This window comes from Streptomyces sp. NPDC002994 (assembly GCF_040611155.1).
Lineage (GTDB): Bacteria > Actinomycetota > Actinomycetes > Streptomycetales > Streptomycetaceae > Streptomyces.
On the sequence record NZ_JBEXNQ010000022.1, the window covers coordinates 59,425 to 81,594 of the forward strand.

Annotated in this window: 20 protein-coding genes; 5 read left to right on the top strand and 15 right to left on the bottom strand. The window is 70.2% G+C overall.

Annotation, left to right across the window (positions count from 1 at the left end; translation table 11 throughout):
• Positions 1-77: 77 nt before the first annotated feature.
• The 5 genes from ABZX79_RS26855 to ABZX79_RS26875 all read right to left on the bottom strand — a co-directional run bounded on the left by ABZX79_RS26855 (position 78) and on the right by ABZX79_RS26875 (position 5,150).
• The gene (locus ABZX79_RS26855; protein WP_355262774.1) at positions 78-2,396 is read right to left on the bottom strand and encodes an FtsX-like permease family protein; all 2,319 of its coding nucleotides are present in this window, start codon (positions 2,394-2,396) and stop codon (positions 78-80) included.
• Positions 2,393-3,076 (bottom strand): ABC transporter ATP-binding protein, encoded by a 684-nt coding sequence (locus ABZX79_RS26860; protein WP_355262777.1) that lies wholly within the window; start codon positions 3,074-3,076, stop codon positions 2,393-2,395. The genes ABZX79_RS26855 and ABZX79_RS26860 overlap by 4 nt, the downstream gene beginning before the upstream one ends.
• Positions 3,073-3,597: a PadR family transcriptional regulator gene (locus ABZX79_RS26865; protein ID WP_355262780.1), complete on the bottom strand. Its 525-nt coding sequence runs from the start codon at positions 3,595-3,597 to the stop codon at positions 3,073-3,075. Before ABZX79_RS26865 ends, ABZX79_RS26860 begins: the two co-directional genes overlap by 4 nt.
• Positions 3,598-3,963: 366 nt before the next feature.
• Positions 3,964-4,203 (bottom strand): hypothetical protein, encoded by a 240-nt coding sequence (locus ABZX79_RS26870; RefSeq protein WP_355262783.1) that lies wholly within the window; start codon positions 4,201-4,203, stop codon positions 3,964-3,966.
• Positions 4,200-5,150 carry an SPFH domain-containing protein gene (locus ABZX79_RS26875; RefSeq protein WP_355262786.1) on the bottom strand — a complete coding sequence of 317 codons (951 nt, stop codon included), beginning with the start codon at positions 5,148-5,150 and terminating at the stop codon, positions 4,200-4,202. Before ABZX79_RS26875 ends, ABZX79_RS26870 begins: the two co-directional genes overlap by 4 nt.
• A 260-nt stretch (positions 5,151-5,410) precedes the next feature.
• Between ABZX79_RS26875 and ABZX79_RS26880 the strand changes: the two genes are divergently transcribed.
• Positions 5,411-7,750 carry a transglycosylase domain-containing protein gene (locus ABZX79_RS26880; RefSeq protein ID WP_355262789.1) on the top strand — a complete coding sequence of 780 codons (2,340 nt, stop codon included), beginning with the start codon at positions 5,411-5,413 and terminating at the stop codon, positions 7,748-7,750.
• Positions 7,751-7,836: 86 nt separating this feature from the next.
• Here the strand turns inward: ABZX79_RS26880 and ABZX79_RS26885 are convergent, their stop codons facing one another.
• From ABZX79_RS26885 to ABZX79_RS26895, 3 genes are all read right to left on the bottom strand, one after another.
• On the bottom strand, positions 7,837-9,687 hold the full coding sequence (locus ABZX79_RS26885) for a SpoIIE family protein phosphatase (protein ID WP_355262792.1): 1,851 nt from the start codon (positions 9,685-9,687) through the stop codon (positions 7,837-7,839).
• 253 nt (positions 9,688-9,940) lie between these two features.
• Positions 9,941-10,603: a DUF402 domain-containing protein gene (locus tag ABZX79_RS26890; protein WP_355262960.1), complete on the bottom strand. Its 663-nt coding sequence runs from the start codon at positions 10,601-10,603 to the stop codon at positions 9,941-9,943.
• A 56-nt stretch (positions 10,604-10,659) separates the two neighbouring features.
• Complete coding sequence (locus ABZX79_RS26895; protein WP_355262795.1) at positions 10,660-12,075, bottom strand: class II fumarate hydratase; 1,416 nt, start codon at positions 12,073-12,075, stop codon at positions 10,660-10,662.
• Positions 12,076-12,183: 108 nt separating this feature from the next.
• Here ABZX79_RS26895 and ABZX79_RS26900 point away from each other — a divergent pair, with 108 nt between their 5' ends.
• Entirely contained in the window at positions 12,184-13,707 is a 1,524-nt protein-coding gene (locus ABZX79_RS26900) for a ricin-type beta-trefoil lectin domain protein (protein ID WP_355262798.1), read from the top strand.
• Between the two features lie 110 nt (positions 13,708-13,817).
• Here ABZX79_RS26900 and ABZX79_RS26905 read toward each other — a convergent pair whose 3' ends face one another.
• The 3 genes from ABZX79_RS26905 to ABZX79_RS26915 all read right to left on the bottom strand — a co-directional run bounded on the left by ABZX79_RS26905 (position 13,818) and on the right by ABZX79_RS26915 (position 16,795).
• Positions 13,818-14,429 (bottom strand): TetR family transcriptional regulator, encoded by a 612-nt coding sequence (locus tag ABZX79_RS26905; RefSeq protein WP_355262801.1) that lies wholly within the window; start codon positions 14,427-14,429, stop codon positions 13,818-13,820.
• Complete coding sequence (locus tag ABZX79_RS26910; RefSeq protein ID WP_355262804.1) at positions 14,426-14,983, bottom strand: hypothetical protein; 558 nt, start codon at positions 14,981-14,983, stop codon at positions 14,426-14,428. Before ABZX79_RS26910 ends, ABZX79_RS26905 begins: the two co-directional genes overlap by 4 nt.
• A 135-nt stretch (positions 14,984-15,118) precedes the next feature.
• On the bottom strand, positions 15,119-16,795 hold the full coding sequence (locus ABZX79_RS26915) for a fumarate hydratase (RefSeq protein WP_355262807.1): 1,677 nt from the start codon (positions 16,793-16,795) through the stop codon (positions 15,119-15,121).
• Between the two features lie 160 nt (positions 16,796-16,955).
• On the opposite strand from ABZX79_RS26915, the gene ABZX79_RS26920 reads away from it, so the two are divergent.
• Together ABZX79_RS26920 and ABZX79_RS26925 are read left to right on the top strand one after the other, a co-directional pair.
• Positions 16,956-17,609 (top strand): DUF1707 domain-containing protein, encoded by a 654-nt coding sequence (locus ABZX79_RS26920; protein ID WP_355262810.1) that lies wholly within the window; start codon positions 16,956-16,958, stop codon positions 17,607-17,609.
• Between the two features lie 102 nt (positions 17,610-17,711).
• Positions 17,712-18,080 (top strand): WhiB family transcriptional regulator, encoded by a 369-nt coding sequence (locus ABZX79_RS26925; protein WP_355262813.1) that lies wholly within the window; start codon positions 17,712-17,714, stop codon positions 18,078-18,080.
• A gap of 99 nt (positions 18,081-18,179) precedes the next feature.
• Here ABZX79_RS26925 and glpX read toward each other — a convergent pair whose 3' ends face one another.
• Positions 18,180-19,211: a class II fructose-bisphosphatase gene (gene glpX, locus ABZX79_RS26930; RefSeq protein ID WP_214969656.1), complete on the bottom strand. Its 1,032-nt coding sequence runs from the start codon at positions 19,209-19,211 to the stop codon at positions 18,180-18,182.
• Between the two features lie 203 nt (positions 19,212-19,414).
• On the opposite strand from glpX, the gene ABZX79_RS26935 reads away from it, so the two are divergent.
• Positions 19,415-19,903, top strand: a complete 489-nt coding sequence (locus ABZX79_RS26935; RefSeq protein WP_355262962.1) for a DUF4245 domain-containing protein — start codon at positions 19,415-19,417, stop codon at positions 19,901-19,903.
• An 89-nt stretch (positions 19,904-19,992) separates the two neighbouring features.
• Here ABZX79_RS26935 and ABZX79_RS26940 read toward each other — a convergent pair whose 3' ends face one another.
• The 3 genes from ABZX79_RS26940 to xseA all read right to left on the bottom strand — a co-directional run bounded on the left by ABZX79_RS26940 (position 19,993) and on the right by xseA (position 22,169).
• Positions 19,993-20,583 carry a malonic semialdehyde reductase gene (locus ABZX79_RS26940; protein ID WP_214969646.1) on the bottom strand — a complete coding sequence of 197 codons (591 nt, stop codon included), beginning with the start codon at positions 20,581-20,583 and terminating at the stop codon, positions 19,993-19,995.
• 136 nt (positions 20,584-20,719) lie between these two features.
• Positions 20,720-20,932 carry an exodeoxyribonuclease VII small subunit gene (locus tag ABZX79_RS26945; protein ID WP_214969643.1) on the bottom strand — a complete coding sequence of 71 codons (213 nt, stop codon included), beginning with the start codon at positions 20,930-20,932 and terminating at the stop codon, positions 20,720-20,722.
• Between the two features lie 28 nt (positions 20,933-20,960).
• On the bottom strand, positions 20,961-22,169 hold the full coding sequence (gene xseA, locus ABZX79_RS26950; RefSeq protein ID WP_355262818.1) for an exodeoxyribonuclease VII large subunit: 1,209 nt from the start codon (positions 22,167-22,169) through the stop codon (positions 20,961-20,963).
• Between the last annotated feature and the right edge of the window lies 1 nt (position 22,170).

Genomic DNA, 22,170 nt, shown 5'->3' on the forward strand with positions numbered 1-22,170 from the left:
GCTCCGGACCGGCCCCCGCTCGCCTCCCCATCGCCGTACGGGCCCCAAAAGGAGCCCGTACGGCGATTGAGCGAGCCCTACTCCGTGCGCAGGCCGTCCGGCCGCATCAGGCGCCACAGCGGCGGCAGGCTCAGGGCCGTCACCAGCAGAACCACCCCCGCGCCGATGCCGGACATGGCGACGACCGAGAACCAGTCGACCGAGACCCGGCGGGCCACCATCTTCAGCAGGACCGCGCCGAGCGCCAGGCCGACCACCGTGGCGAGAGCCAGACCGAGGACGACCGGGACCGCCGCCTGCCAGAGGACCGACCAGCTCAGGGTGGTGCGGCGGGTACCGAAGGCGACAAGGGACGACAACAGCCGCTTGCGGTCGCGCAGTTGCTCGAGCATGGAGACCAGCAGGCTCGCACCGATCAGCATGAGCACTGCGGCCGCGCCGATGTAGAGACCCTTGCGGACTCCGGCGAAGCGGGTGGACTCCTTCGTCGTCTGTGCGGCGCGGACAGCGATCAGCGGATCGGCCGTCGCGACGGTGTTACGGGCATGCTCCGCCGCGTCCGGCACCCGGGAGTCGAGCTTGAGGTACGCGGTGTGGCCCAGCGGCAGCTTGTCCGTCGGCGGCAGCGCACCGGGCGTGGCCAGGACACCGGCGATCGCGCCCCCCGTCGGCTCGTCGCGCTTCGGGACCTGCGGCAGCTTCGCCGGAAGGGTCCAGGGCGTCTCGGACCCCTTCTCCTCTCCCTGGAAGGTCGGGTCAATGAAGAGCTTCCGGCCGGGCTTGGCGACCTTGAGGACGCGATGGTCCCAGCCACCCGTGGTGAGAAAGACGCTGCCGTCGCGGCAGTCGGAGATCTTCGCGAGTTCGCGCAGGGACCTGCAGTCGCCGATGGTGAGGTCGACGTAGTCCTGCGGCTCGTTCGCCACGGTGGCGAGCCCGGTCCGGCCGACGGAGATCACGTCCCGTACGCCCTGAGTGGTGCGCAACTGCCGTGTCAGCGCGGCGTTCTGCGCCGGATCGGCGGAGTTGGACGTACGGAACGAGAGCTGGGCGCGGTTCGGGTCCGCCCCGGTGTCCTGCCGGTAGTCGCCCTCGATCCCGGCGAACAGCATCTGCAGGGCGATGGCGCCGGCGACCGCGATGGCGATGCCGTTGACGAGCCGGGCGGCGTTGCCGCTGCTCATCTGGAGGCGGCGCACCGCCAGCTGCCAGGCGGGAGTCCCGCCGCCGATCCGGGCCACGACCGCTTCGACGATCCACGGGAGCAGCGCGGTGACACCGATCAGCAGGAGTACGGTGCCGCCGATGACCTGCGCCTGGTTGAAGGCGCCGTCGTCGCGGCCCTTCCCGAGCATCGGGTAGAGCAGGGCCAGGCCGACTGCCGGTGGCAGCAGCCGCCACCACATCCGGCGCTTGCGTGGAGTTGCCGTACGGACCACGCCGAGCGGCTCGATGACCACGCCGCGCAGTGCGAACAGCGTCACCCCCACGGCCGCGGCGGGCACACTGACGGCGATCAGCACGGCCAGCAGCGGGCTCGGGTCGACATCGGCGGGGAAGAGGTTCAGCCCCGCGACCGTCACCTCCCCGACGAACTGCCGCCCCAGCAGGAAGAATCCGGCCCCGAGCACCAGCCCGGCCAGCGATCCGGCGAGCGCCTCACCTGCCGCGATCCGGCGGGTCGTCCGCCCGTCCGCGCCGACCAGCCTCAGCGCGGCGAGCCGCCGGTCGCGCCGGTCGCTGCCGAAGCGGACGGCCGCTGCGATGAAGATCGCCACCGGCAGCAGCAGTACGACGAAGATGATGACGACCAGCAGCGCGAGGACCGGGTCCATCTTCTCCGTCGGCGCCTTGGCGACGAAGTCCCTGATCCGCATGACGTCGCCCCGGGCGAACTCTAGGGTTCCATCGCCGGCGTAGTACGCGAGGTCGTGCGGACCGACCAGACCGGCGTCGGCGATCGTGCCGACGACGGTGGCGTCGAGGCGTTGGCGCAGCAGCTCGCCCTCGGGCGAGGAGAGCAGCTCACGCAGCTTGGGGGAGACCACCATCTCGCCGGACCCCGGCAGCCGTTCGACGCCGGGCGGCACGGAGGGGCTGGAGCCCTCGGGCTTCAGAAGCCGCCCGCGGATGTCCTTGTCACGGAAGACGGTGTCGGTCCGGCCGAGCAGCATCGTGTCGTCCGCGGCCGGGCCGTTGATTACGGCGCCGTAGTCGTTGCGGGCGTTGTCGCGCTGGTCGCGGGCGGACAGGGCGCTGGGTACGGCGGTGGAGAAGAGCAGCAGCGCCACACCGAGGCCCACGCCCACCGCGGTGAGCGCGGTGCGCAGCCAGCCCTCGCGCCCGCCGGCGACGGCGAACCGCGCCCCCATCCTGAGGTCACCGGACCAGCTCATGCGTGCTCCAGGTCACGGGATTTGCCGTCCCGTACGACGATCTCGCGGTCGGAGTAGGCCGCGACCCGGGCCTCATGGGTGACCAGGACGACGGCCGCGTTGCTGGACCGGGCCGCCTCGGTGAACAGCTCCATCACGCGCTCGCCGTTGAGCGAGTCGAGGGCGCCGGTCGGTTCGTCGGCGAAGATCACGCGCGGTGAGGTGACGAGGGAGCGGGCGACGGCGACGCGCTGGCCCTGCCCGCCGGATACCTCACCGGGACGCTTGCGTCCCAGATCGGCGACCTCCAGGCGGTCCATCCAGTCGAGAGCCTGGGCCTCGGCCCGCTTGCGCTTGACGCCGTTCAGGCGGAGCGGCAGCGCGACGTTCTCCGCGCAGGTCAGCTCGGGGACGAGCTGGCCGAACTGGAAGACGAAGCCGAACTCGCTTCGGCGCAGGGCGCTGCGCTCGGCGTCCGACATCGCGGTGAGGTCTTGTGTGTTGTACGTGATGGTCCCGCTGTCCGGCGGGACGATCCCGGCGAGACAGTGCAGCAGGGTCGACTTGCCGGAGCCGGAGGGGCCCATGACGGCGACGACCTCGCCGGGGTGGATGGAGAACGCCGCCCCGTCCAGGGCAGGGGTCGGGCCGTACGCCTTGTGCAGGTCGTGGGCGACGAGGAGGGACCCGGCGGGGGTCATGCGCGTACCTCCGTGGCGAGCTTGTCGAGGCGTGCGGCGGCGAGTTCCAGCCAGCGCAGGTCGGCTTCGAGGTGGAAGAGCGCGTGGTCGCAGATGAGCTGGTCGGCGAGATCGCCCCGACGCTTGCGGTCGGTGAGGACGCGCATCATGCGCAGGTGCTCGGCGCGCTGTACGTCGAGGAGGCCGGCGGCGCTGCGGCCGGTGAGGAGGGCGAGGACGACCTTGGTGTAGAGCGTCGACTGGAGGTACGGCTCGGGCTTCTCCGGCTGGGCGAGCCACTGCTCGACGTCGGTGATGCCGGCTTCGGTGATGGCGTAGCGCTTGCGCTCGGGGCCGCCTTCGGATTCGACGCCGTCGACTTCTACGAGGCCGTTCTTGAGCAGGCGGGACATGGTCGAGTAGACCTGTCCGTAGTGCAGGGGGCGGTCGTGGCCGAACTTGTCGTCGAAGGCGCGCTTGAGGTCGTAGCCGTGGCGCGGTCCGGATTCCAGGAGCCCGAGGAGGGTGTGGCCGATTGACATGCGGGGCACTATACACAGTGGGTATACATGCAGTGCATAATGGTGTGCGGGCACTCGCCTGCGGCGGGCCCTTCCCCACCCCGCCCCTTCCCGCTGTGACACTTTGCGGCTGCCGCCGCGTGAGGGGCAAGCCCCAGGCCCCAGACCACACAGGCGCCCTTCGGGCGTGGTCCTCAATCGCCGGACGGGCTGGATTTTGCTGAGCTGGAGTCCAACAGCGCGGCACTTTCGCGGAGCGCGGCAGCCTCGAGCTGGGGCGAAGCCCCCAGCTCGGACGAGCCCCCTGGGCAACTCCAGCCCCTCCGGCGTGTGAGGAGCGGGGTCTGGGGCGGAGCCCCAGTTGTGGGAAGCCCCGCTGGGGCCGCCCTACGGCGGCGGCGGTTCCGGGTCCGCGTCCGGCGGCTTCGGGGGGCGTCCCCGGCGGGGGATCGGGCCGGCGCCGCCAGGAAGGCGGCCGGTTTCCGAGAGCGCTCGCCGCAGCAAGAACTCGATCTGCGCGTTCGCGCTGCGCAGCTCGTCCGACGCCCAGCGGGCCACCGCGTCGTACACCGCCGGATCAAGCCGCAGCAGCACCTGTTTGCGCTGCCGCGGCGCCTCGTCCGTCACTGGTAGAGCGTGCCGGTGTTGAGGACGGGCTGCGCGGCCCGGTCACCGCACAGCACCACCATCAGGTTGCTGACCATCGCCGCCCTGCGCTCGGCGTCGAGCTCGACGATGTCCTGCTCGGTGATCCGGGTCAGAGCCATCTCGACCATCCCCACCGCACCCTCGACGATCAGCTTGCGCGCCGCGACGACCGCGCCGGCCTGCTGCCGCTGAAGCATCGCCGATGCGATTTCGGGGGCGTACGCGAGATGCGTGAAGCGGGACTCGATGATGTGGACGCCCGCCGCCTCCACCCGCGCGTGCAGCTCCACCGCGAGCTTCTCGGTGATCTCCTCCGCGTTGCCCCGCAGCGACAGGCCGTCCTCGTCGTGCGCGTCGTACGGGTACTCGATGGCGATGTGGCGCACGGCGGCCTCCGTCTGGGTGGAGACGAACTCCAGGAAGTCGTCCACCTCGAACGTCGCCTGCGCCGTGTCCTCCACCTTCCACACCACGACCGCCGCCAGCTCGATCGGGTTTCCGTAGGCGTCGTTGACCTTGAGGACCGCCGTCTCGTGGTTCCTGATCCGGGTCGATATCTTCGAGCGCGTGGTCAGCGGGTTGACCCAGCGCAGTCCGTCGGTGCGGATGGTGCCGCGGTAGCGCCCGAAGAGCTGGACGACGCGGGCCTCGCCCGGCGCGACCATGTTGAGGCCGCACATCGCGAGGAACGCGGCGAAGGCGGTCAGGACGCCGATGATGATCAGCGCCACCTTGGGGCCGGTCGAGGCAAGGGTGGCGCCGGCGGCGATGAGGGCCGCTCCCGCCAGCAGCCCCAGCAGTCCGAGCAGCAGGGCGAGGCCGCCGCCGATGCTGTGCGCGGCGGTCTCGCGGACTCTGGGCGCGGGCATCTGTGGCAGGTCGGTGGGCGTGGGTGTGGGCGTGGACGTGTTGCTGGTCGTCGGCATGGTGGTCCCCCGTTTCGTGCGGTGATCGCGGTCCGCGATCGCGGCCCGACTGGCCTAGCAAAGTGATATCACTTTTTCGAGGACCGTAAACCTGTGAGAGGACCTTCGCAACCTTGGAGCCCTCTGATGAGTCGGTTCCAGAGAGACAGGTGCTGATTGTCACGTACGGAAAAGAGCGGATCGGCTGCCCTTTGTCCGCAGGTGCGGTGTTAGCTTTCTGAGCTGACATCCGGGGGCTCGATGAGCGGAGTTACGGAGTAATGGGCCGAGCAGAAGCGCGACAGAACCGGAAGCGCGGTGCGCGCCGGGCGAAGAAGCCGGGAGGCATACGCCGCTTCTTCACCTGGAAGAAGATGCTGGGCACCTTCTTCGGGCTTTGCCTGCTCATGATGGGGGCCTTCGTGGCGCTCTACATATGGGTGCCCGTGCCGACGGCCAACGCTCAGGCCGAGATGCAGAGCAACGTCTACAAGTACAGCAACGGCAAGATCATGGCCCGCTCGGGCAAGGTCAACCGCGAGATCGTCCCGCTCGCCAACATCCCCAAGGACGTCCAGACCGCCTTCGTCGCCGCCGAGAACAAGAACTTCTACAGCGACTCCGGCGTCGACCTCAAGGGCACCGCCCGCGGTCTGCTCAACACCGTCACCGGCAAGGGCAAGCAGGGTGGCTCGACCATCACCCAGCAGTACGTCAAGAACTACTACCTCACCCAGGAGCAGACGGTCAGTCGCAAGCTCAAGGAGCTGGTGATCTCGATCAAGGTGGACCGGAAGCAGAGCAAGTCGGACATTCTGGCCGGTTACCTCAACACCAGCTACTTCGGGCGCGGCGCGTACGGCATCCAGGCCGCGGCCCAGGCGTACTACGGCGTCGACGCCGACGAGCTGACCGTCACGCAGGGCGCGTACCTCGCGGCGCTCCTCCAGGCCCCCAGCCAGTACGACTGGGCGGTGGCGGGCCCGACCAGCAAGAAGCTGGTCACGGAGCGCTGGAACTACGTACTGAACAACATGGTCGAGATGAAAGAGCTGGACCAGGCCAAGCGCGACACCCTGAAGTTCGACATACCGCGGAACCCCAAGGGCGCCGCCGGTATGGAGGGCCAGACCGGCTACATGGTCGACGCCGCGAAGGCCGAGCTGAAGAAGCAGGGCGTCACCGACGCCGAGTTCGACGCGGGCGGGTGGACGATCACGCTCAACATCGACGAGAAGCGCCAGAAGTCGCTGGAGAAGGCGGTCGAACGGCAGCTGGAGTCCAAGCTCGACCGCAAGAAGAACAAGGTCGACGCGACCCTCCAGGCCGGCGCGACCTCGGTGGACCCGAAGACCGGCAAGGTCGTCGCGATGTACGGGGGCGTGGACGCCACCGAGCACTATTTCTCCAACGCCACGCGGTCCGACTACCAGCCGGCCTCGACCTTCAAGCCCGTGGTCCTCGCCGCCGCCCTGGAGAGCAACTCCAAGACGCAGGACGACGAGCCGATCACACCCAGCACGATCTACGACGGCACGAGCAAGCGCCCCGTCGAGGGCAGCGCCACCCCCTTCGCCCCGCAGAACGACCTGGGCAAGAGTTACGGCCCCATCACCGTCCAGCAGGCGATGAACAAGTCGGTCAACTCCGTCTTCGCGCAGATGCTGGTCGATGTCGGCCCGTCGCGCGTGAAGGAAACCGCGCTGCGGATGGGCATGGAGGACAAGGGCGGCTTCGACGAGCGCCCCGCCATGTCCCTCGGTGTGATGGGCGCCAGCACCATGGACATGGCGAGTGTCTACGCGACGCTCGACAACCACGGCAAGAAGGTCACGCCGACCATCGTGAAGTCCGCGGAGCACAAGGACCGCGAGGGCGGCAGGGTCGACCTGCCCAAGCCGGCGGAGGAGCAGGTCATCGACCGCTCGACGGCGGACAGCGTGACCAAGGTGCTGACCGGAGTGGTGAACAGCGGTACGGGTTTCCGGGCGAGCAGCCCGAACTACAACGCGGCGGGCAAGACCGGTACGTCGGAGAAGAACCGGTCCGCCTGGTTCGTGGGCTACACCCCCGAACTCTCCACCGCCGTAGCCCTCTTCGGCGAGTCCACGAAGCCGGGTGGCGGACAGGTCTCCCTGACCGGTACGGCCAACGCCGGCCGCGCCAGCGGTGGCGGCTTCCCCGCGAGCATCTGGGCGGACTACACCCTGGGCGCCCTCGGAGGCGGCTCCGACGCCGACTTCGACCTGGAGATCGACCCGGACGACAAGTATTCGCCCCCGCCGACCAACACCCCGGACCCGACCAACACCCCGAGCACGCCCCCGACGACCCCGAGCACGCCTCCGACGTCGCCGTCCACCACGCCTCCGACGTCACCGTCCACCACACCTCCTTCGTCGCCCTCCACCACGCCCCCGACATCGCCGCCGCCCATCACGCTCGACCCGCCGGACCCCGGCGGTGACACCGAAGGCTCCGACGGCGGCGCGGACGGCGGCGGTGACACCGGAGGCTCCGACGGGGGCTCCGGCGGTGGCACGGACGGCGGCGCGGACGGCGGCGCCGACAGTGGTGCCGACGGTGGCACCAACAACGACCTCCGGCCGCCGCGCCCCTGAGCGGCCACGGCCAACGGCAATATACGTCTGCGGCGGACACCCTCGGGTGCCCGCCGCAGTCGTATGGGTCGTGCGTACAGAGTCGGCTACGGGCGCGTGGCCAGCTCGAACCAGACCACCTTGCCCGAGGACAGCCGCGTAGCGCCCCAACGTCTCGCCAGCCGGTTCACGAGGAACAGCCCGCGCCCGCCCTCGTCCGTGTCCCGCGCCCGCCGCTGCCTGGGCAGCTGCGGCGAGTCGTCGCCGACCTCGCAGCGCAGTACGTCCGTACGCAGCAACCGCAGCGTCACGGGCCGCTCGGCGTACCGCACCGCGTTCGTCACCACCTCGCTGACCAGCAGCTCCACCGAGTCGCTCAGCTCCTCAAGACCCCAGCGCGCCAGCGCCCGCCGGGCCAGCCTGCGGGCCCGCCCGGGCGCCTGCTCCTCCGGCTCCAGGAACCAGTACGCGACATCGCTCGGCGCGATCCCGTCGAAGCGGGCGGCGAGCAGCGCGATGTCGTCGTCCCGGTCACCCGGCCCGAGCATGTCGAGTACGTCGTCGCACAGCGCCTCCAGCGGCGGCGAGTGGTCCGGCCCCGTCAACTGCGCGGTGGCGGCGAGCCGTTCCCGCAGCTGCTCGATTCCGGTCCATACGTCCCGCAGCCGCGACTCGACCAGGCCGTCGGTGTAGAGCAGCAGCGTGGCGCCCGCCGGGGCGTCCAGCTCGACGGCCTCGAAGTCCACTCCGCCTACGCCGATGGGCGCGCCCGGCGGCACCCGCAGCACCTCGGCGCGGCCGCCCAGATGGAGCAGGATGGGCGGCGGGTGGCCCGCGTTGGCGATGGTGATCCGGTGCGAGACCGGGTCGTACACGGCGTACAGGCAGGTCGCCATACGGTCCTGGCCGAGCCGCTGCGCCTGCTCGTCGAGGTGGTGCAGGACCTCCTGCGGCGGCAGGTCGAGTCCGGCGAGGGTCTGCGCCGTCGTCCGCAGCTGGCCCATGATCGCGGCGGAGGTCATGGAGTGGCCCATGACGTCACCGACGACCAGCGCGACGCGGCTGCCCGGCAGCGGGATCGCGTCGTACCAGTCGCCGCCGACGCGGGCCGTCTCGGCGGCCGGAAGGTAGCGGGAAGCCAGCTTGACGCCGGTCGGCTGCGGGAGCGAGTCGGGCAGCATGGTGCGCTGGAGCTCGTCGGCGATGTACGCCTCGCGCCCGTACAGCACGGCCTTGTCGATGCCGAGCGCGGTGTGCGTCGCCAACTGGGCCGCGACCAGGAGATCGTTGGCCTCGAAGGCGGGCCGCTCGGGGCGGCGCAGGAACACCGCGGCGCCGATCACCCGGCGCCGGCCGCGCAGCGGTGCGAGGATCGCGCGGCGCCCGGCGGGCAGGCCCATGGAGTCGCCGAGCAGCTCGGGCAGGGCCGCCCGCGCGGACGCGGAGTCGCCGAACACCGGGCGTACGCCTCTGAGGACCTCGGCGAGGGCGCCCCCGCTGCGTACCTCGCACAGCTGGTGGGCGGGCAGCGGCTCGGCCTGGAGGTCGATCTCCTCGGCTCCGTCATCGGCTAAACGCAGCCGGTCGGTGCGGCGCAGGCGCAGCACGAACGGTACGGCGGGGCGCTCGTCGCCGACCGGGAGCGGGTCGCGCAGATACACGAGGATCGCGTCGGTGAAGGTCGGCACGGACGCCCGGCACAGGCCGAGCACGATCTCGTCGAGGTCGATGCCGCGCGCGATGCGCCGCGTCGCCGCGCCCACGAACCGCAGCCGGTCCCCCTCACTCCTGGCCTCCCCGGCCTGTTCCGGGGCCCCGCCGCCGGTGGCCGGCCCAGGAGCGGGCGCGGGACTCGGCACCGCTGGGCGCGCCTCCTCCTGCCGTGGCCGGGTGCGCTCGTGCGGCCTGGCAACCAGGGGCTGCCGGCCTTCGTGCGAGGTGGACTGGTGCTCCGTCACGCGTGGGGTTCCGTCCGTCCGGGGAGCTTGTGCGATGCAATCGCTTTGTGTGGCGATATACCCGCTCTGCGGGCGGCCTCGACAAGGCGGTGGGCCCTGAACTCGGCAGACTTGCTCTCCGGCACGGCTCCACCCCCCTGTGGTGACATACGGTCAGGTTCTGCTCCGGGCCCGCGTGTTGCGTGCGGGATACGTGCGATCAGTGTTGCGGAAGGCGATCCTACGTTTGACCCATGGGGGCGTTTCAAGGGTCTCATGGAGCCATGTGAGCAGGAGTGCGGTCCCAGTCATCGGGCAATCGGGGCACGGCCCACCGCGGATCGGGCCGCCAGTTCTCCCAGCCGTCCCGGAACGGAGCGCCCCACGCGTTGATCAGGCGGACCGCCGCGCGCCCCGCGTCCCGTACCTGCCGGGCCTGGGCGGGGCTCAGCAGCCCCACCCGGCGGGCCTGCTCGAACTCGTCCTCGTCCAGCCAGCACCAGGCGCGGTCCGGGTGCACGGAGATGTCGAGGAAGTGGTCCTCGGAGTCGACGCCGCCCGACCAGCGGGTGCGCGGCTCCTCCAGGTTCACGTACCAGTTCTTGAACTGCCAGCCCCGTTCCCAGAACAGCCACACCGACCACGGGTCGTCCGGCCGCGCCAGCTTCAGCACGCCGGTGCCCCACCACCGCGAGGTGGTCGTGGTCCGCGGCGCCGTGTACCGCGTGGCGAGCGGCTCCTCGTGTACGGGCGTACCGTCCGCGAGCACCGGCCGGACACACTGCGTGCCCGGAGCCATCCACACCGCGAGCAGTTCGTCGGTGTCGCGGACCACCGTGACGGGACGGCAGATGTGGATCCGGTCGGAGGCATTGCCGCGGTAGCGCCAGAGGATGTGGTCCCCCGGCGCCCAACGCGCCCCGCCCGCCCCGCTCACCGTAGCTGTCATGAGCAGATCTTAGGAGTACGTACCGCCGGTTGCTCCGACCGAGGTCACGGGTGCGTCATACGCAGCACGTCCAACGCCTCGTCGAGCTGTTGCTCGGTGAGGTCGCCCCGCTCGACGTACCCGGATTCCAGGACGACTTCGCGGATGGTCCGGCGCTCGGCGAGCGACTTCTTGACGACCTTCGCGGCCTCTTCGTACCCGATGTACTTGTTCAGCGGGGTGACGACGGACGGCGACGACTCGGCGTACTCGCGGGCGCGCTCGACGTTGGCCGTGATGCCGTCGATCGTACGGTCGGCCAGCAGCCGGGAGGCGTTGGCGAGCAGCCGCACCGACTCCAGCAGATTCTTGCCCATCACCGGCAGCATGACGTTGAGCTCGAAGTTGCCCGCGGCGCCGGCCACCGCGACCGTCGCGTCGTTGCCCATCACCTGGGCCGCGACCATCAGCACGGCCTCGGGGATGACCGGATTCACCTTGCCGGGCATGATCGAGGAGCCCGGCTGGAGGTCGGGAAGGCTGATCTCGGCCAATCCGGTGCGCGGTCCCGACGCCATCCAGCGCAGGTCGTTGGAGATCTTGGTGAGGGAGACCGCGATCGTACGGAGCTGACCGGACGTCTCGACGAGTCCGTCCCGCGCGCCCTGCGCCTCGAAGTGGTCGCGGGCCTCGGTGAGCGGCAGTCCGGTGCTGCGGGCCACTTCGGCGATGACGGCGGCCGAGAAGCCGGGCGGAGTGTTGATGCCGGTCCCCACCGCCGTACCGCCGAGCGGGAGTTCCGCCAGGCGGGGCAGCGAGGCGCGCAGGCGCTCGACGCCGTACCTGACGGCAGCGGCGTAGCCGCCGAACTCCTGGCCGAGGGTGACGGGCGTGGCGTCCATCAGGTGCGTACGCCCCGACTTGACGACGTCGGCGAACTCGGCGGCCTTGCGCTCCAGGGCGGCGGCGAGGTGGTCGAGGGCGGGGATGAGGTCGCCCGTCACGGCGGCGGTCGCGGCGATGTGGATGGAGGACGGAAACACGTCATTGGACGACTGCGAGGCATTGACATGGTCGTTGGGGTGGACGGGGCTGCCGAGCCGCTCGGTGGCGAGGGTGGCGACGACCTCGTTCATGTTCATGTTGGAGGACGTGCCGGATCCGGTCTGGAAGACGTCGACGGGGAAGTGCTGGTCCCAGCGCCCCTCCGCGACCTCCGCGGCCGCGTCCTGGACCGCTTGCGCGATGTCCTTGTCGAGCACGCCGAGTTCGGCGTTGACCTGGGCGGCGGCGGCCTTGATGCGGGCCAGCGCCTCGATGTGGGCGCGCTCCAGGCGCTGTCCGGAGACGGGGAAGTTCTCCACGGCCCGCTGGGTCTGGGCGCGCCACTTGGCGTGGGCAGGAACGCGTACTTCACCCATCGAGTCGTGCTCGACGCGGTAGTCGTCCCGGTGGTCGTCCCGGTGGTCGTCAGCCGTCATGATCGATCCTCTCCTCGGAAAAAGTTGAGCACTTGTCTTGTTCTGCGTATTCCCAAGTCGCCTACCCACCAGTAAATACCGGGGGTAACAACAAACCGGGGAGGCGCAATGCAGCGCACACGGCTCAGACTTCGCTCTACGGTCGCGGCCACCGCCGCACTGGCGGCGGCCATCGGCGGCGGCCTGGCGGCAACCACCCCCGCCACCGCCGCTGACACGACCACCACCGCATCCACCCCCCTTCCGGCCGAACTGGAAGCCATCCGCGCCGCCGAGGCGACCAAGCTCTACGGCGACCCGGCCGAGCGGCCCATGGATCAGCGTAAGAGCGGGCTGATCTCGCTGGGCGACAGCGAGATCTCGGGTGAGGGTGTCGGCACGTACGAACCCGGCACCAACGGCCCCGACAACTGGTGCCACCGCTCGCCGGACGCCGCCATCCACCGGACCGGCATCCCGGCCGATGTCACGTACAACGTCTCCTGCTCGGGCGCGTACACCGGCAACATCAGGATCGGCGGAAACAAGCAGTACGCCGACGAACTGGTCCAGAGCGACAGTCTGGCCGTCAAGGCCCGCAACACGAAGATCAAGATGGTCCTGCTGGTCGCCGGCGCGAACGACGACCTCCAGTTCGGCCCGGTCATGACGGACTGCGTCACGCGCTGGCTGACCATCCAGGGGCCGTGCGAGCCGAAATACGCGCCCGGCTGGCAGGGGCGCGTCGACGCGCTCGTGCCCAAGGTGGAGCAGACGGTCCGGGACCTGCGGACGGTCATGCGCGGCGCCGGGTACGCCGACGGCGACTACAAGATGGTCGTGATGGGCTACCCGAGCCCGATCGGCCCCGACTTCAAGGACAATCCGAACTTCCCCGGCAAGATCCCGGGTGGGTGCGTGGGGTACGACTCGGACGCGGCCTGGGGCCGCAACACGGCGGTCCCGGTCTTCGAGCGCGGCATGCGCAGGGCGGCGGCGAACACCGGGTCGGTCTATCTCGACAACTCCCGCCTCTTCCACGGCCACGAGGTGTGCATGGAGGATTCCTGGGCGCGCGGGCTCTACATCGACCTCTCCAAGCCCGGCATGCCGGACGCGAACTCGGTCCGCCAGTCCTTCCACCCGAACATCAGCGGCCACGCGGCGTTCGCGTCGTGCGTCACCCAGCTCTACAGCTCCTCGCTGCGTGAGGCGAGTTGCGCGGACCCGGCAAGCACGGGAAAGCCCGTGCTGTTCGCGGGGGCGTGGGACGACGCGTACAAGCCGCTGAAGAACGCGGGGACGGGGACGTGCGCCGACGTACCCGGGTCGACGACCCGTAACGGGACGGCGGTGGGCGGCTGGGACTGCCACGGCGGCCGGAACCAGGGCTGGTGGTACGACACCGCCCAGAAGTCGCTCCGTACGGAACTGAGCCACGACCGGTGCCTCGACGTGCCCGGCGCGAAGTATGCGGCGGGGACCGGGCTGGTCCTGTGGAACTGCTCGGGCGCGGCCAACCAGCAGTTCGTACGCGACGGATCGACGATCCGCCCGGCGGCGTCGACGGGCCTGTGCGTGACGCTCGCGGCGGCGAAGGACCCGCTGAAGCTCCAGCCCTGCACGGGCGCGGCGAACCAACGCTTCGCCTGACGCCTGACGGGCGTGCGGTGCGGCGTGCGGGGCCCGGGCGAGCCGGGACCCCGCACGCGTATAGCGCACGCGCACGCGTGGCGGCGCCCTCCCAGGCCCCGCCGGGGGCCTCACTCGCCCTCTTCCGCTCCCTGCGGCGGCGCGGCCAGGGCGGTGAGGACGGTCTCCAGGGCCCGCCGCAGGGTTGCCCGGTCGGTGGTTTCGGGGCCCGGCCGCACCACCCCGTCGTACGTGAGCCCCTCGGCGAACGCCACGACGATCCGCCCGCCTTCCTCGGGGTGGTGGCTGCCGAGCCCGGCCGCCAGCAGGCGCGCCTGCTCGACGAAGCCTTCCCTGGCGCGCCGCAGCTCGGCGCCGGTCTCGTCGTCGGGACGGCCGACGGTCAGCAGGATCTCCAGCCGGGCCCGGGTGCGCTCGCGCTCCGGGCCGAGCCAGTGGGCCAGTACGCCCGCGAACCGGTCGGCCACCTGCCGGACCGGCGGGGCGGACGCGAACTCCTCGGCGACTTCCGCCTGGCCGATGTCGGCCAGCTCCTCCTCGGCGATGAGTGCGACGACGCCGGCGAGCAGTTTCTCCCGGGTGCGGAAGTAGTAACTGGTCGAACCCATCGGCACGTTCGCCCGGGCGTCGACAGCCCGGTGGGTGAGGCCGCGCAGCCCCTCGGCGGCGATGACCGAGACGGCGGCACGCAGCAGGGCCGCCACCCGGGGGCTCCGGCTCACGCCGCCGCCCGCTTCCGCAGCTCCCCGAGCATCAGTCTCCGGGTGAGGCCGCTGAACGGACGGATCACCAGCCAGTAGCGTCCCATCGCCCGCCGCGCCTCGGGATCGGTGCAGACGACGCGCGTCTCGGTGACGACCTTGGTGCGCCGGCCGTCCGGTGACTCGGTGAGCTTCAGTACGAACACCGCCTTCGCGTGGTTCGGTTCGGCGAATGCGAGGAACGCCTCGGCGCCGACGACGTCCGTACGGTTCGCGGCGCCTCCCATCGTCCACCACTGACCCACGATGCCGTGCACCACTTCGCGGGGCGGATCCTCGGCGAGCGGGACGGACAGGGTGGGCATGTCTTCGTACGTTCCGCCCCGGTTGCGGAGCCGGCCGAGGAGCCGGCGGACGGCGACCAGCGCCCGTACCGCCCGGACGTTCTTGAATCCGCCGGTTCTGTCGAACTCCTGGATGGCTGCCCATACGGCCTGGGCCGGGGCCGGGATGACGGCCTCGTGCGCCGAGGCGAAGTGGGGGTGAGGGACGAACCGGTCGGCGAGCGTGCTCATGGATGGACCTCTCTGCCGGACTCTACTTCTGTAGAGGACTCTACAGAAGTAGAGGAGGCTGCGGGCGAGAACGCGACTGCCCCCGACCGCGATTGCGCGGTCGGGGGCAGGGCAGCTCTCGGGGCGAGGGCGCTGTTACGCCAGGCCAGGGCCCCGCACCGGGATCGAGGTGAACGTCGGGGCCGGGGCGGGCTCAGTAAAGAAGTCGTTGCCCTTGTCGTCGACCACGATGAACGCCGGGAAGTCCTCCACCTCGATCCGCCAGACGGCCTCCATGCCGAGCTCCTCGTACTCGACGACCTCGACCTTCTTGATGCAGTCCTGCGCGAGACGCGCCGCCGGACCACCGATCGAGCCCAGGTAGAAGCCGCCGTGCGCACCGCACGCGTCCGTCACCTGCTTCGAGCGGTTGCCCTTGGCCAGCATCACCTTTGACCCGCCCGCCGCCTGGAACTGCTCGAGGTACGAGTCCATGCGGCCGGCCGTCGTCGGGCCGAAGGAGCCGGACGCGTAACCCTCGGGGGTCTTGGCCGGGCCGGCGTAGTACACCGGGTGGTCCTTCAGGTACTGGGGCATCTCCTCGCCCGCGTCCAGCCGCTCCTTGATCTTGGCGTGCGCGATGTCGCGGGCGACGACCAGCGGGCCGGTGAGGGAGAGGCGGGTCTTGACGGGGTACTTCGTGAGCTCGGCCAGCACCTCGTCCATCGGCCGGTTCAGGTCAATCTTGACGACGTCCCCGGCTTCATCCAGCTGCTCGTCCGTCGTCTCCGGCAGGAACCGCGCCGGGTCCTTCTCCAACTGCTCCAGAAAGACGCCCTCAGCCGTAATCTTTGCGACCGCCTGGCGGTCCGCCGAGCAGGACACGGCGATCGCGACAGGCAGCGACGCGCCGTGGCGCGGCAGCCGCACCACGCGCACGTCGTGGCAGAAGTACTTGCCGCCGAACTGCGCGCCGATACCGATCTTCTGCGTCAGCTCGAAGACCTTCTCCTCCAGCTCCTTGTCCCGGAAGCCGTGGCCGAGCGGCGAGCCCTCGGCCGGCAGCTCGTCCAGGTAGTGCGCGGAGGCGTACTTCGCGGTCTTGAGCGCGAACTCGGCGCTCGTACCACCGACGACGATCGCCAGGTGGTACGGCGGGCACGCGGCCGTACCGAGCGAGCGGATCTTCTCCTCCAGGAACTTCATCATGGAGGCCTCGTTGAGGACCGCCTTCGTCTCCTGGTAGAGGAACGACTTGTTGGCGGAGCCGCCGCCCTTTGCCATGAAGAGGAACTTGTACGCACCGCCGTCGGTCGCGTACAGCTCGATCTGCGCGGGCAGGTTCGAGCCGGTGTTCTTCTCCTCCCACATGTTCAGCGGGGCCATCTGCGAGTACCGCAGGTTGAGCTTGGTGTAGGCGTCGAAGATGCCGCGCGACAGCGCTTCCTCGTCGCCGCCCTCCGTCAGGACGTTCTGCCCGCGCTTGCCCATGACGATCGCCGTGCCCGTGTCCTGGCACATCGGCAGGACGCCCGCCGCCGCGATGTTCGCGTTCTTCAGCAGGTCGAGCGCCACGAACTTGTCGTTCGAGGACGCCTCGGGGTCGTCGATGATCCGGCGCAGCTGGGCCAGGTGCGCGGGCCGCAGGTAGTGCGAGATGTCGTGCATCGCCTCGGCGGCAAGGGTGCGCAGCGCCTCGGGGTCGACCTTGAGGAACGTACGGCCGTCGGCCTCGAAGGTGGAAACACCCTCGGCGGTCACCAGGCGATACGGCGTGGTGTCCTCTCCCAGGGGGAGCAGATCGGAGTACGCAAACTCTGGCATTACGGCCATTCCTCACTCGGCAGACGGCAACTGGCCTCCATTGGCGCAGCGCGCCCACCAGCGTAAGACGCCGTCGGTGCGTCCGGTCTGTGAGGTAAGGCTCAGTTGGCGCCCACTTGGCAGTCGTACGCACTAGTCGCGATCTATCGCGTTTCGGTACGCTGGGGCGGTGGACCTCGAAAAGCACCCCCAGCAGCCCGCCGCCATCCGTGCGTCCGACGCGGACCGGGACCGGATCGCGGACATCCTGCGCGACGCCATGGCCGAGGGCAGGCTGACCGCCGAGGAGCACTCCGACCGTATCGACTCGGTCTACCGCGCCAAGACCGTCGCCGAACTGGAGCCGCTGGTCCAGGACTTGCCCGCCCCCGGCGGCGACGCCCGGCGCGAGCCGGCCTCGGCGGCGTACGACCCGGTCGATCCTTCGGTGCCGGTCGCCGCGGAGAACCTGATCGCCGTCTTCAGCAGCTCCACCCGCAAGGGCCGCTGGCGGATCGGCGGCAGGACGAACGCCTTCGCGCTCTTCGGCAGCGTCGAGATCGACCTCACCGAGGCGCTTTTCGGCCAGCGGCTGACGGTGATCAACGCGACCTCGATCTTCGGCAACGTCGAGGTGCGCGTCCCCGAGAACATCACGCTGCGCGGCGGCGGCACCGGGATCTTCGGAAACTTCGAGGTCGACACCCTCGAAGCCGCCAATCCCGAGGCGCCGGTCGTAGTGATCAACGGGTACGCGGTGCTCGGCAACATCGAGGCCAGGCCCAAGCGCGGAAAGCGCATCGCGGACCTGCGCGGTCGCATGCGCAAACACCTCGGGCACTGACGCCCGCTGAGACGGTTCGAAACCCTGTGCATAGGCGCGCGCACAGCGGGTAGGGAACGCTGCATCGCTGCTCGCTCCCGAAGCCGTCGTCAGGAGTAGACCGTGCTGCATCCGCCGCAACAGTCCCTGCAGGTCGCCGCCGTTCCGTCGCAGCGCGCGCCGGCCCGGGATCAGGCCGGCCCATGGCACACGGAGGCGGTGTGCCGCCGGGACGAAGCCGGGCTGTTCTTTGCCCCTTCAAAGGAGCCGACGGCCGCGAGGCTGGCCCGCGAAGAAGCCGCGAAGCGGGTCTGCGCGCGCTGCCCCGTGATGGTCGAGTGCCGGGAGCACGCGCTGCTCCAGCCCGAGCCGTACGGCGTCTGGGGCGGCCTGACCGCGGCCGAGCGCCGGGTGGTGCTGGCCAGGCGCAGGCGGCGCGAGATGGAGCTGGGCCAGGCGGCTCAGGCGGGCAGGATCGCCGCCGCGGGCTGACCGGCTGATCAGGACATGAGAAAAAGGGGCGCCCCCCGCTGTGAAGCCGGGGCCGCCCCTTTCTCGTACCGCTTCGTACAGTGCTGCCTCGCGCAGGTGCTACTTCGCGCGGTCGAAGTCGATGGCGCTGTACGCGCGCAGCTTCGAGAGGCGGTGCGTCGAGTCGATCTGGCGGATCGTGCCCGACTTCGAGCGCATCACCAGGGACTGCGTGGTGGCGGTCTCCGAGCGGTAGCGGACGCCGCGCAGCAGCTCGCCGTCCGTGATGCCGGTGGCGACGAAGAACACGTTGTCGCCGCTGACCAGGTCGTTCGTGTGCAGTACGCGGTCGAGGTCGTGACCCGCGTCGAGGGCGCGCTGGCGCTCGGCCTCGTCCTTGGGCCACAGCTTGCCCTGGATGGTGCCGCCGAGGCACTTGATCGCGCAGGCGGAGATGATGCCCTCGGGCGTACCGCCGATGCCCATGAGCATGTCGACGCCCGTACCTTCGCGCACCGCCATGACCGAGCCCGCGACGTCGCCGTCCGAGATGAACTTGATCCGGGCGCCCGTCTCGCGGATCTCCTTGACGATGCCCTCGTGACGGGGGCGGTCGAGGATCATCACGGTGACGTCTTCGGGGGTCGAGTTCTTGGCCTTGGCGACCCGGCGGATGTTGACCGAGACGGGGGCGTTGATGTCGACGAAGTCGGCGGCCTCCGGACCGGTGACCAGCTTCTCCATGTAGAAGACCGCGGACGGGTCGAACATGGTGCCGCGGTCGGCGGCGGCGAGCACGGCGATGGCGTTCGGCATGCCCTTGGCGTTGAGCGTGGTGCCGTCGATCGGGTCGACCGCGATGTCGACCTCGGCGCCGGTGCCGTCGCCGACACGTTCCCCGTTGAAGAGCATCGGGGCTTCGTCCTTCTCGCCTTCGCCGATGACGACAATGCCGTTCATCGAGACGGTCGAGACGAGGGTCCGCATGGCCTTCACCGCTGCGCCGTCCGCGCCGATCTTGTCACCGCGGCCGACCCACCGCCCGGCGGCCATGGCAGCGGCCTCGGTGACCCGGACGAGCTCCAGGGCCAGGTTGCGGTCGGGGGCCTCGGGCGAGACCTCGAGCTGAGACGGAAGATGGTGCTCGGTCATCGGAGCGCACCTTTCTGTACGGCGACGGCCGGAGTAAAGAGGGTGCTGCCGACTCTATCGGTACGTCGACAAAATGAGCAGAGCGGGGCACGTATGAGCGGCATATCGGGATGAGATGCCCCTCGCGCAGGCGGTGACAGGGCATGGGGGACCATGGGGGCGTGGCAGGTATGAAAGGCACAGGCAAGCAGACGGTCCGGAGCATGATGCTGTCGATGGCGGCGATCGGTGCCGTCGCCGCGAGCGTTTACGTGTTCATCCCGCATGACGACTCGGCGGACCCGATCAAGCCGGTGGACTACCGGGTCGAGCTCATCACGGCGCGACGGGCGGCGCCGTACCCGGTGGCAGCCCCCGTCGGGCTCCCGGAGACCTGGAAGCCGACGTCGGTCACGTACGACCGGCAGGACGGCAACTCCTGGCACCTGGGCTTCCTCGACCCGGATCGGCAGTACGTCGCGGTCGAGCAGTCGAACGGGCCGGCGGAGAAGTTCGTCCACGAGGTCAGCCAGCGGGCGACGAAGACTGAGAAGACTCTGCGGGTCGGCGGCGAGACGTGGCAGCGCTGGGAGGGCCCGAAGTACGACGCGCTGGTGCGCGAGGAAAAGGGCGTGACGACGGTGGTCACGGGCACGGCGTCGCAGGAGCGGCTGGCTGAGATGGCCGAGGCGCTGGAAGCGAAGAAGTCCTGAAGTGACATGAGGAAGCCGCCGCATCCCGAGGGTGCGGCGGCTTCGTCACGCGTGATTCGGACGGCGGTCGTGATCAGAGGCGGTCGTGATCAGACGGTGGTGATGACCTCGTCGTAGGTCAGGCGCGGGGAGCGCGGGAACCACGCGTCCTCGCCCGGCTTGCCGATGTTGACGATCATCAGCGGGGTGTGGTCGTCGTCCAGGAACTCCTTCTGGACGGCGGCGAAGTCGAAGCCGGTCATCGGGCCCGCGGCCAGGCCGGCGGCGCGGACGCCGACGATGAAGTACGCGGCCTGGAGGGCGGCGTTGAGGCCTGCGGCCGACTCGCGGGCCGGGCGCTCCGAGAAGAACATGTCCTTGGCCTGCGGGAAGTGCGGCAGCAGCGCCGGGAGCTCCTCGTGGAACTCGTTGTCGGCGGCGAGGATCGCGACCAGCGGGGCGGAGGCGGTCTTCGGCTGGTTGCCCTCGGCCATGAGCGGGACGAGGCGCTCGCGGGCCTCGGCGGAGCGGACCAGGACGACGCGCAGCGGCGACTGGTTGAACGCGGTCGGGCCGAACTTGACCAGGTCGTAGATCGCCTGGACCTGCTCCTCGGTCACCGGCTCGTCGGTGAAGGTGTTCGCAGTGCGGGCCTCACGGAAGAGGAGGTCCTGGGCGGCGGGGTCAAGAACGAGAGACATGCGGCTTACCTTCCGGACGTGCAGGGGATCAGGCTGTGATCTCACCGTAAGCGAAGATGTATTAACTTTCAACTAAAACTGAGCCGCAGTGATCCACTTCACAGCCAACGCTTTTCGCCCCCCGCCCCCGCCTCCCTCAGCTCTCGTCGGCGAGTGAGGCGTCCAGGCGGGCCCTCGCCCCCTCCAGCCACCGCCGGCAGACCTTCGCCAGCTCCTCGCCGCGCTCCCAGAGCGCCAGCGACTCCTCCAGCGTCGTACCGCCCGCTTCCAGGCGCCGTACGACGTCGATCAGCTCGTCCCGGGCCTGCTCGTACCCGAGGGTCGTCGCCGCTTCGTCCGTCTGTGCCATGTGATCCACCCTATGTGTGCGTACGAGGTCACTCCGCGACCCGCACTGTGAACTCGCCCTCCGCCACCCGCGCCCGCAGCTCGTCGCCCGCCGCGACCTCGTCCGGGGAGCGGACCACCGCGCCGTCCCCCCGCTGAAGCACCGCGTACCCACGCTCCAGCGTCGCCGCGGGCGAGAGCGCCACCACCCGCGCCCGGGTGTGCGACAGCTCCGAGTCGGCGCGGTCCAGCAGGTGCCCCAGTGTGCGCCGGCTGCGCGCCACCAGCGCCTCGACCTCCGCCTCGCGGTCCTCCACCATCCGGTGCGGCCGTTCCATCACCGGCCGGGCCAGCGCGTGCGCCAGCCCCCGCTCCTCGCGGTCCATCAGTCCGCGTACGGTCCGCAGCGCCCGGTCGCGCAGCAGTTGGACGCGGTTCAGCTCCTCGCCGACGTCCGGCACGACCTTCTTCGCCGCGTCCGTCGGCGTCGAAGCCCGGACGTCGGCCACCAGGTCCAGCAGCGGCGAGTCCGGCTCGTGCCCGATCGCCGACACCACCGGCGTACGGCACCCGAACACGGTCCGTACGAGCTGCTCGTCCGAGAACGGCAGCAGATCCTCCACGCTGCCACCGCCGCGCGCCACGATGATCACGTCGACCTCCGGCAGCTCGTCCAGCTCCTTGACGGCCTGGACGACCTGCGCGACCGCGCTCACCCCCTGCACCGCCACGTTCCGCACTTCGAAGCGGACGGCGGGCCAGCGCCGGCGCGCGTTCTCCAGGACGTCGCGCTCGGCCGCCGACGCCCGGCCCGTGACCAGCCCGATGCGCTGCGGAAGGAACGGCAGGGGCCGCTTGCGGTCCAGCGCGAAGAGCCCCTCGCCCGCCAGGACCTTCTTCAGCTGCTCCAGCCGCGCGAGCAGCTCACCGATCCCCACCGGCTTTATCGCCGTCGCGCGCAGCGACAGCTGCCCGCGCGGCGCGTACCACTCGGGCTTCGCGTGCACCACGACCCGCGCGCCCTCCGCCACCACGTCCGCGATCGGGTCGAAGACCTGCCGGAAGCACGTCACGCCCACCGAGATGTCGTGCGAGGGATCCCGCAACGTCAGAAAGACGACCCCGGCGCCCGGCCTGCGCGAGATCTGCGTGATCTGCCCCTCGACCCACACCGAGCCGAGCCGGTCGATCCACCCGCCGATGAGGCGCGAGACCTGACCGACCGGCAGCGGGGCGTCGGCGGACGTATTCAGAGCCATG

Coding starts and splice junctions, on each gene's coding strand:
- ABZX79_RS26855 (WP_355262774.1), bottom strand. CDS start 2,396: ATGAGCTGGTCCGGTGACCTCAGGATGGGGGCGCGGTTCGCCGTCGCC.
- ABZX79_RS26860 (WP_355262777.1), bottom strand. CDS start 3,076: ATGACCCCCGCCGGGTCCCTCCTCGTCGCCCACGACCTGCACAAGGCG.
- ABZX79_RS26865 (WP_355262780.1), bottom strand. CDS start 3,597: ATGTCAATCGGCCACACCCTCCTCGGGCTCCTGGAATCCGGACCGCGC.
- ABZX79_RS26875 (WP_355262786.1), bottom strand. CDS start 5,150: ATGCCGACGACCAGCAACACGTCCACGCCCACACCCACGCCCACCGAC.
- ABZX79_RS26880 (WP_355262789.1), top strand. CDS start 5,411: ATGGGCCGAGCAGAAGCGCGACAGAACCGGAAGCGCGGTGCGCGCCGG.
- ABZX79_RS26895 (WP_355262795.1), bottom strand. CDS start 12,075: ATGACGGCTGACGACCACCGGGACGACCACCGGGACGACTACCGCGTC.
- ABZX79_RS26900 (WP_355262798.1), top strand. CDS start 12,184: ATGCAGCGCACACGGCTCAGACTTCGCTCTACGGTCGCGGCCACCGCC.
- ABZX79_RS26910 (WP_355262804.1), bottom strand. CDS start 14,983: ATGAGCACGCTCGCCGACCGGTTCGTCCCTCACCCCCACTTCGCCTCG.
- ABZX79_RS26915 (WP_355262807.1), bottom strand. CDS start 16,795: ATGGCCGTAATGCCAGAGTTTGCGTACTCCGATCTGCTCCCCCTGGGA.
- glpX (WP_214969656.1), bottom strand. CDS start 19,211: ATGACCGAGCACCATCTTCCGTCTCAGCTCGAGGTCTCGCCCGAGGCC.
- ABZX79_RS26935 (WP_355262962.1), top strand. CDS start 19,415: ATGATGCTGTCGATGGCGGCGATCGGTGCCGTCGCCGCGAGCGTTTAC.
- ABZX79_RS26940 (WP_214969646.1), bottom strand. CDS start 20,583: ATGTCTCTCGTTCTTGACCCCGCCGCCCAGGACCTCCTCTTCCGTGAG.
- ABZX79_RS26945 (WP_214969643.1), bottom strand. CDS start 20,932: ATGGCACAGACGGACGAAGCGGCGACGACCCTCGGGTACGAGCAGGCC.
- xseA (WP_355262818.1), bottom strand. CDS start 22,169: ATGGCTCTGAATACGTCCGCCGACGCCCCGCTGCCGGTCGGTCAGGTC.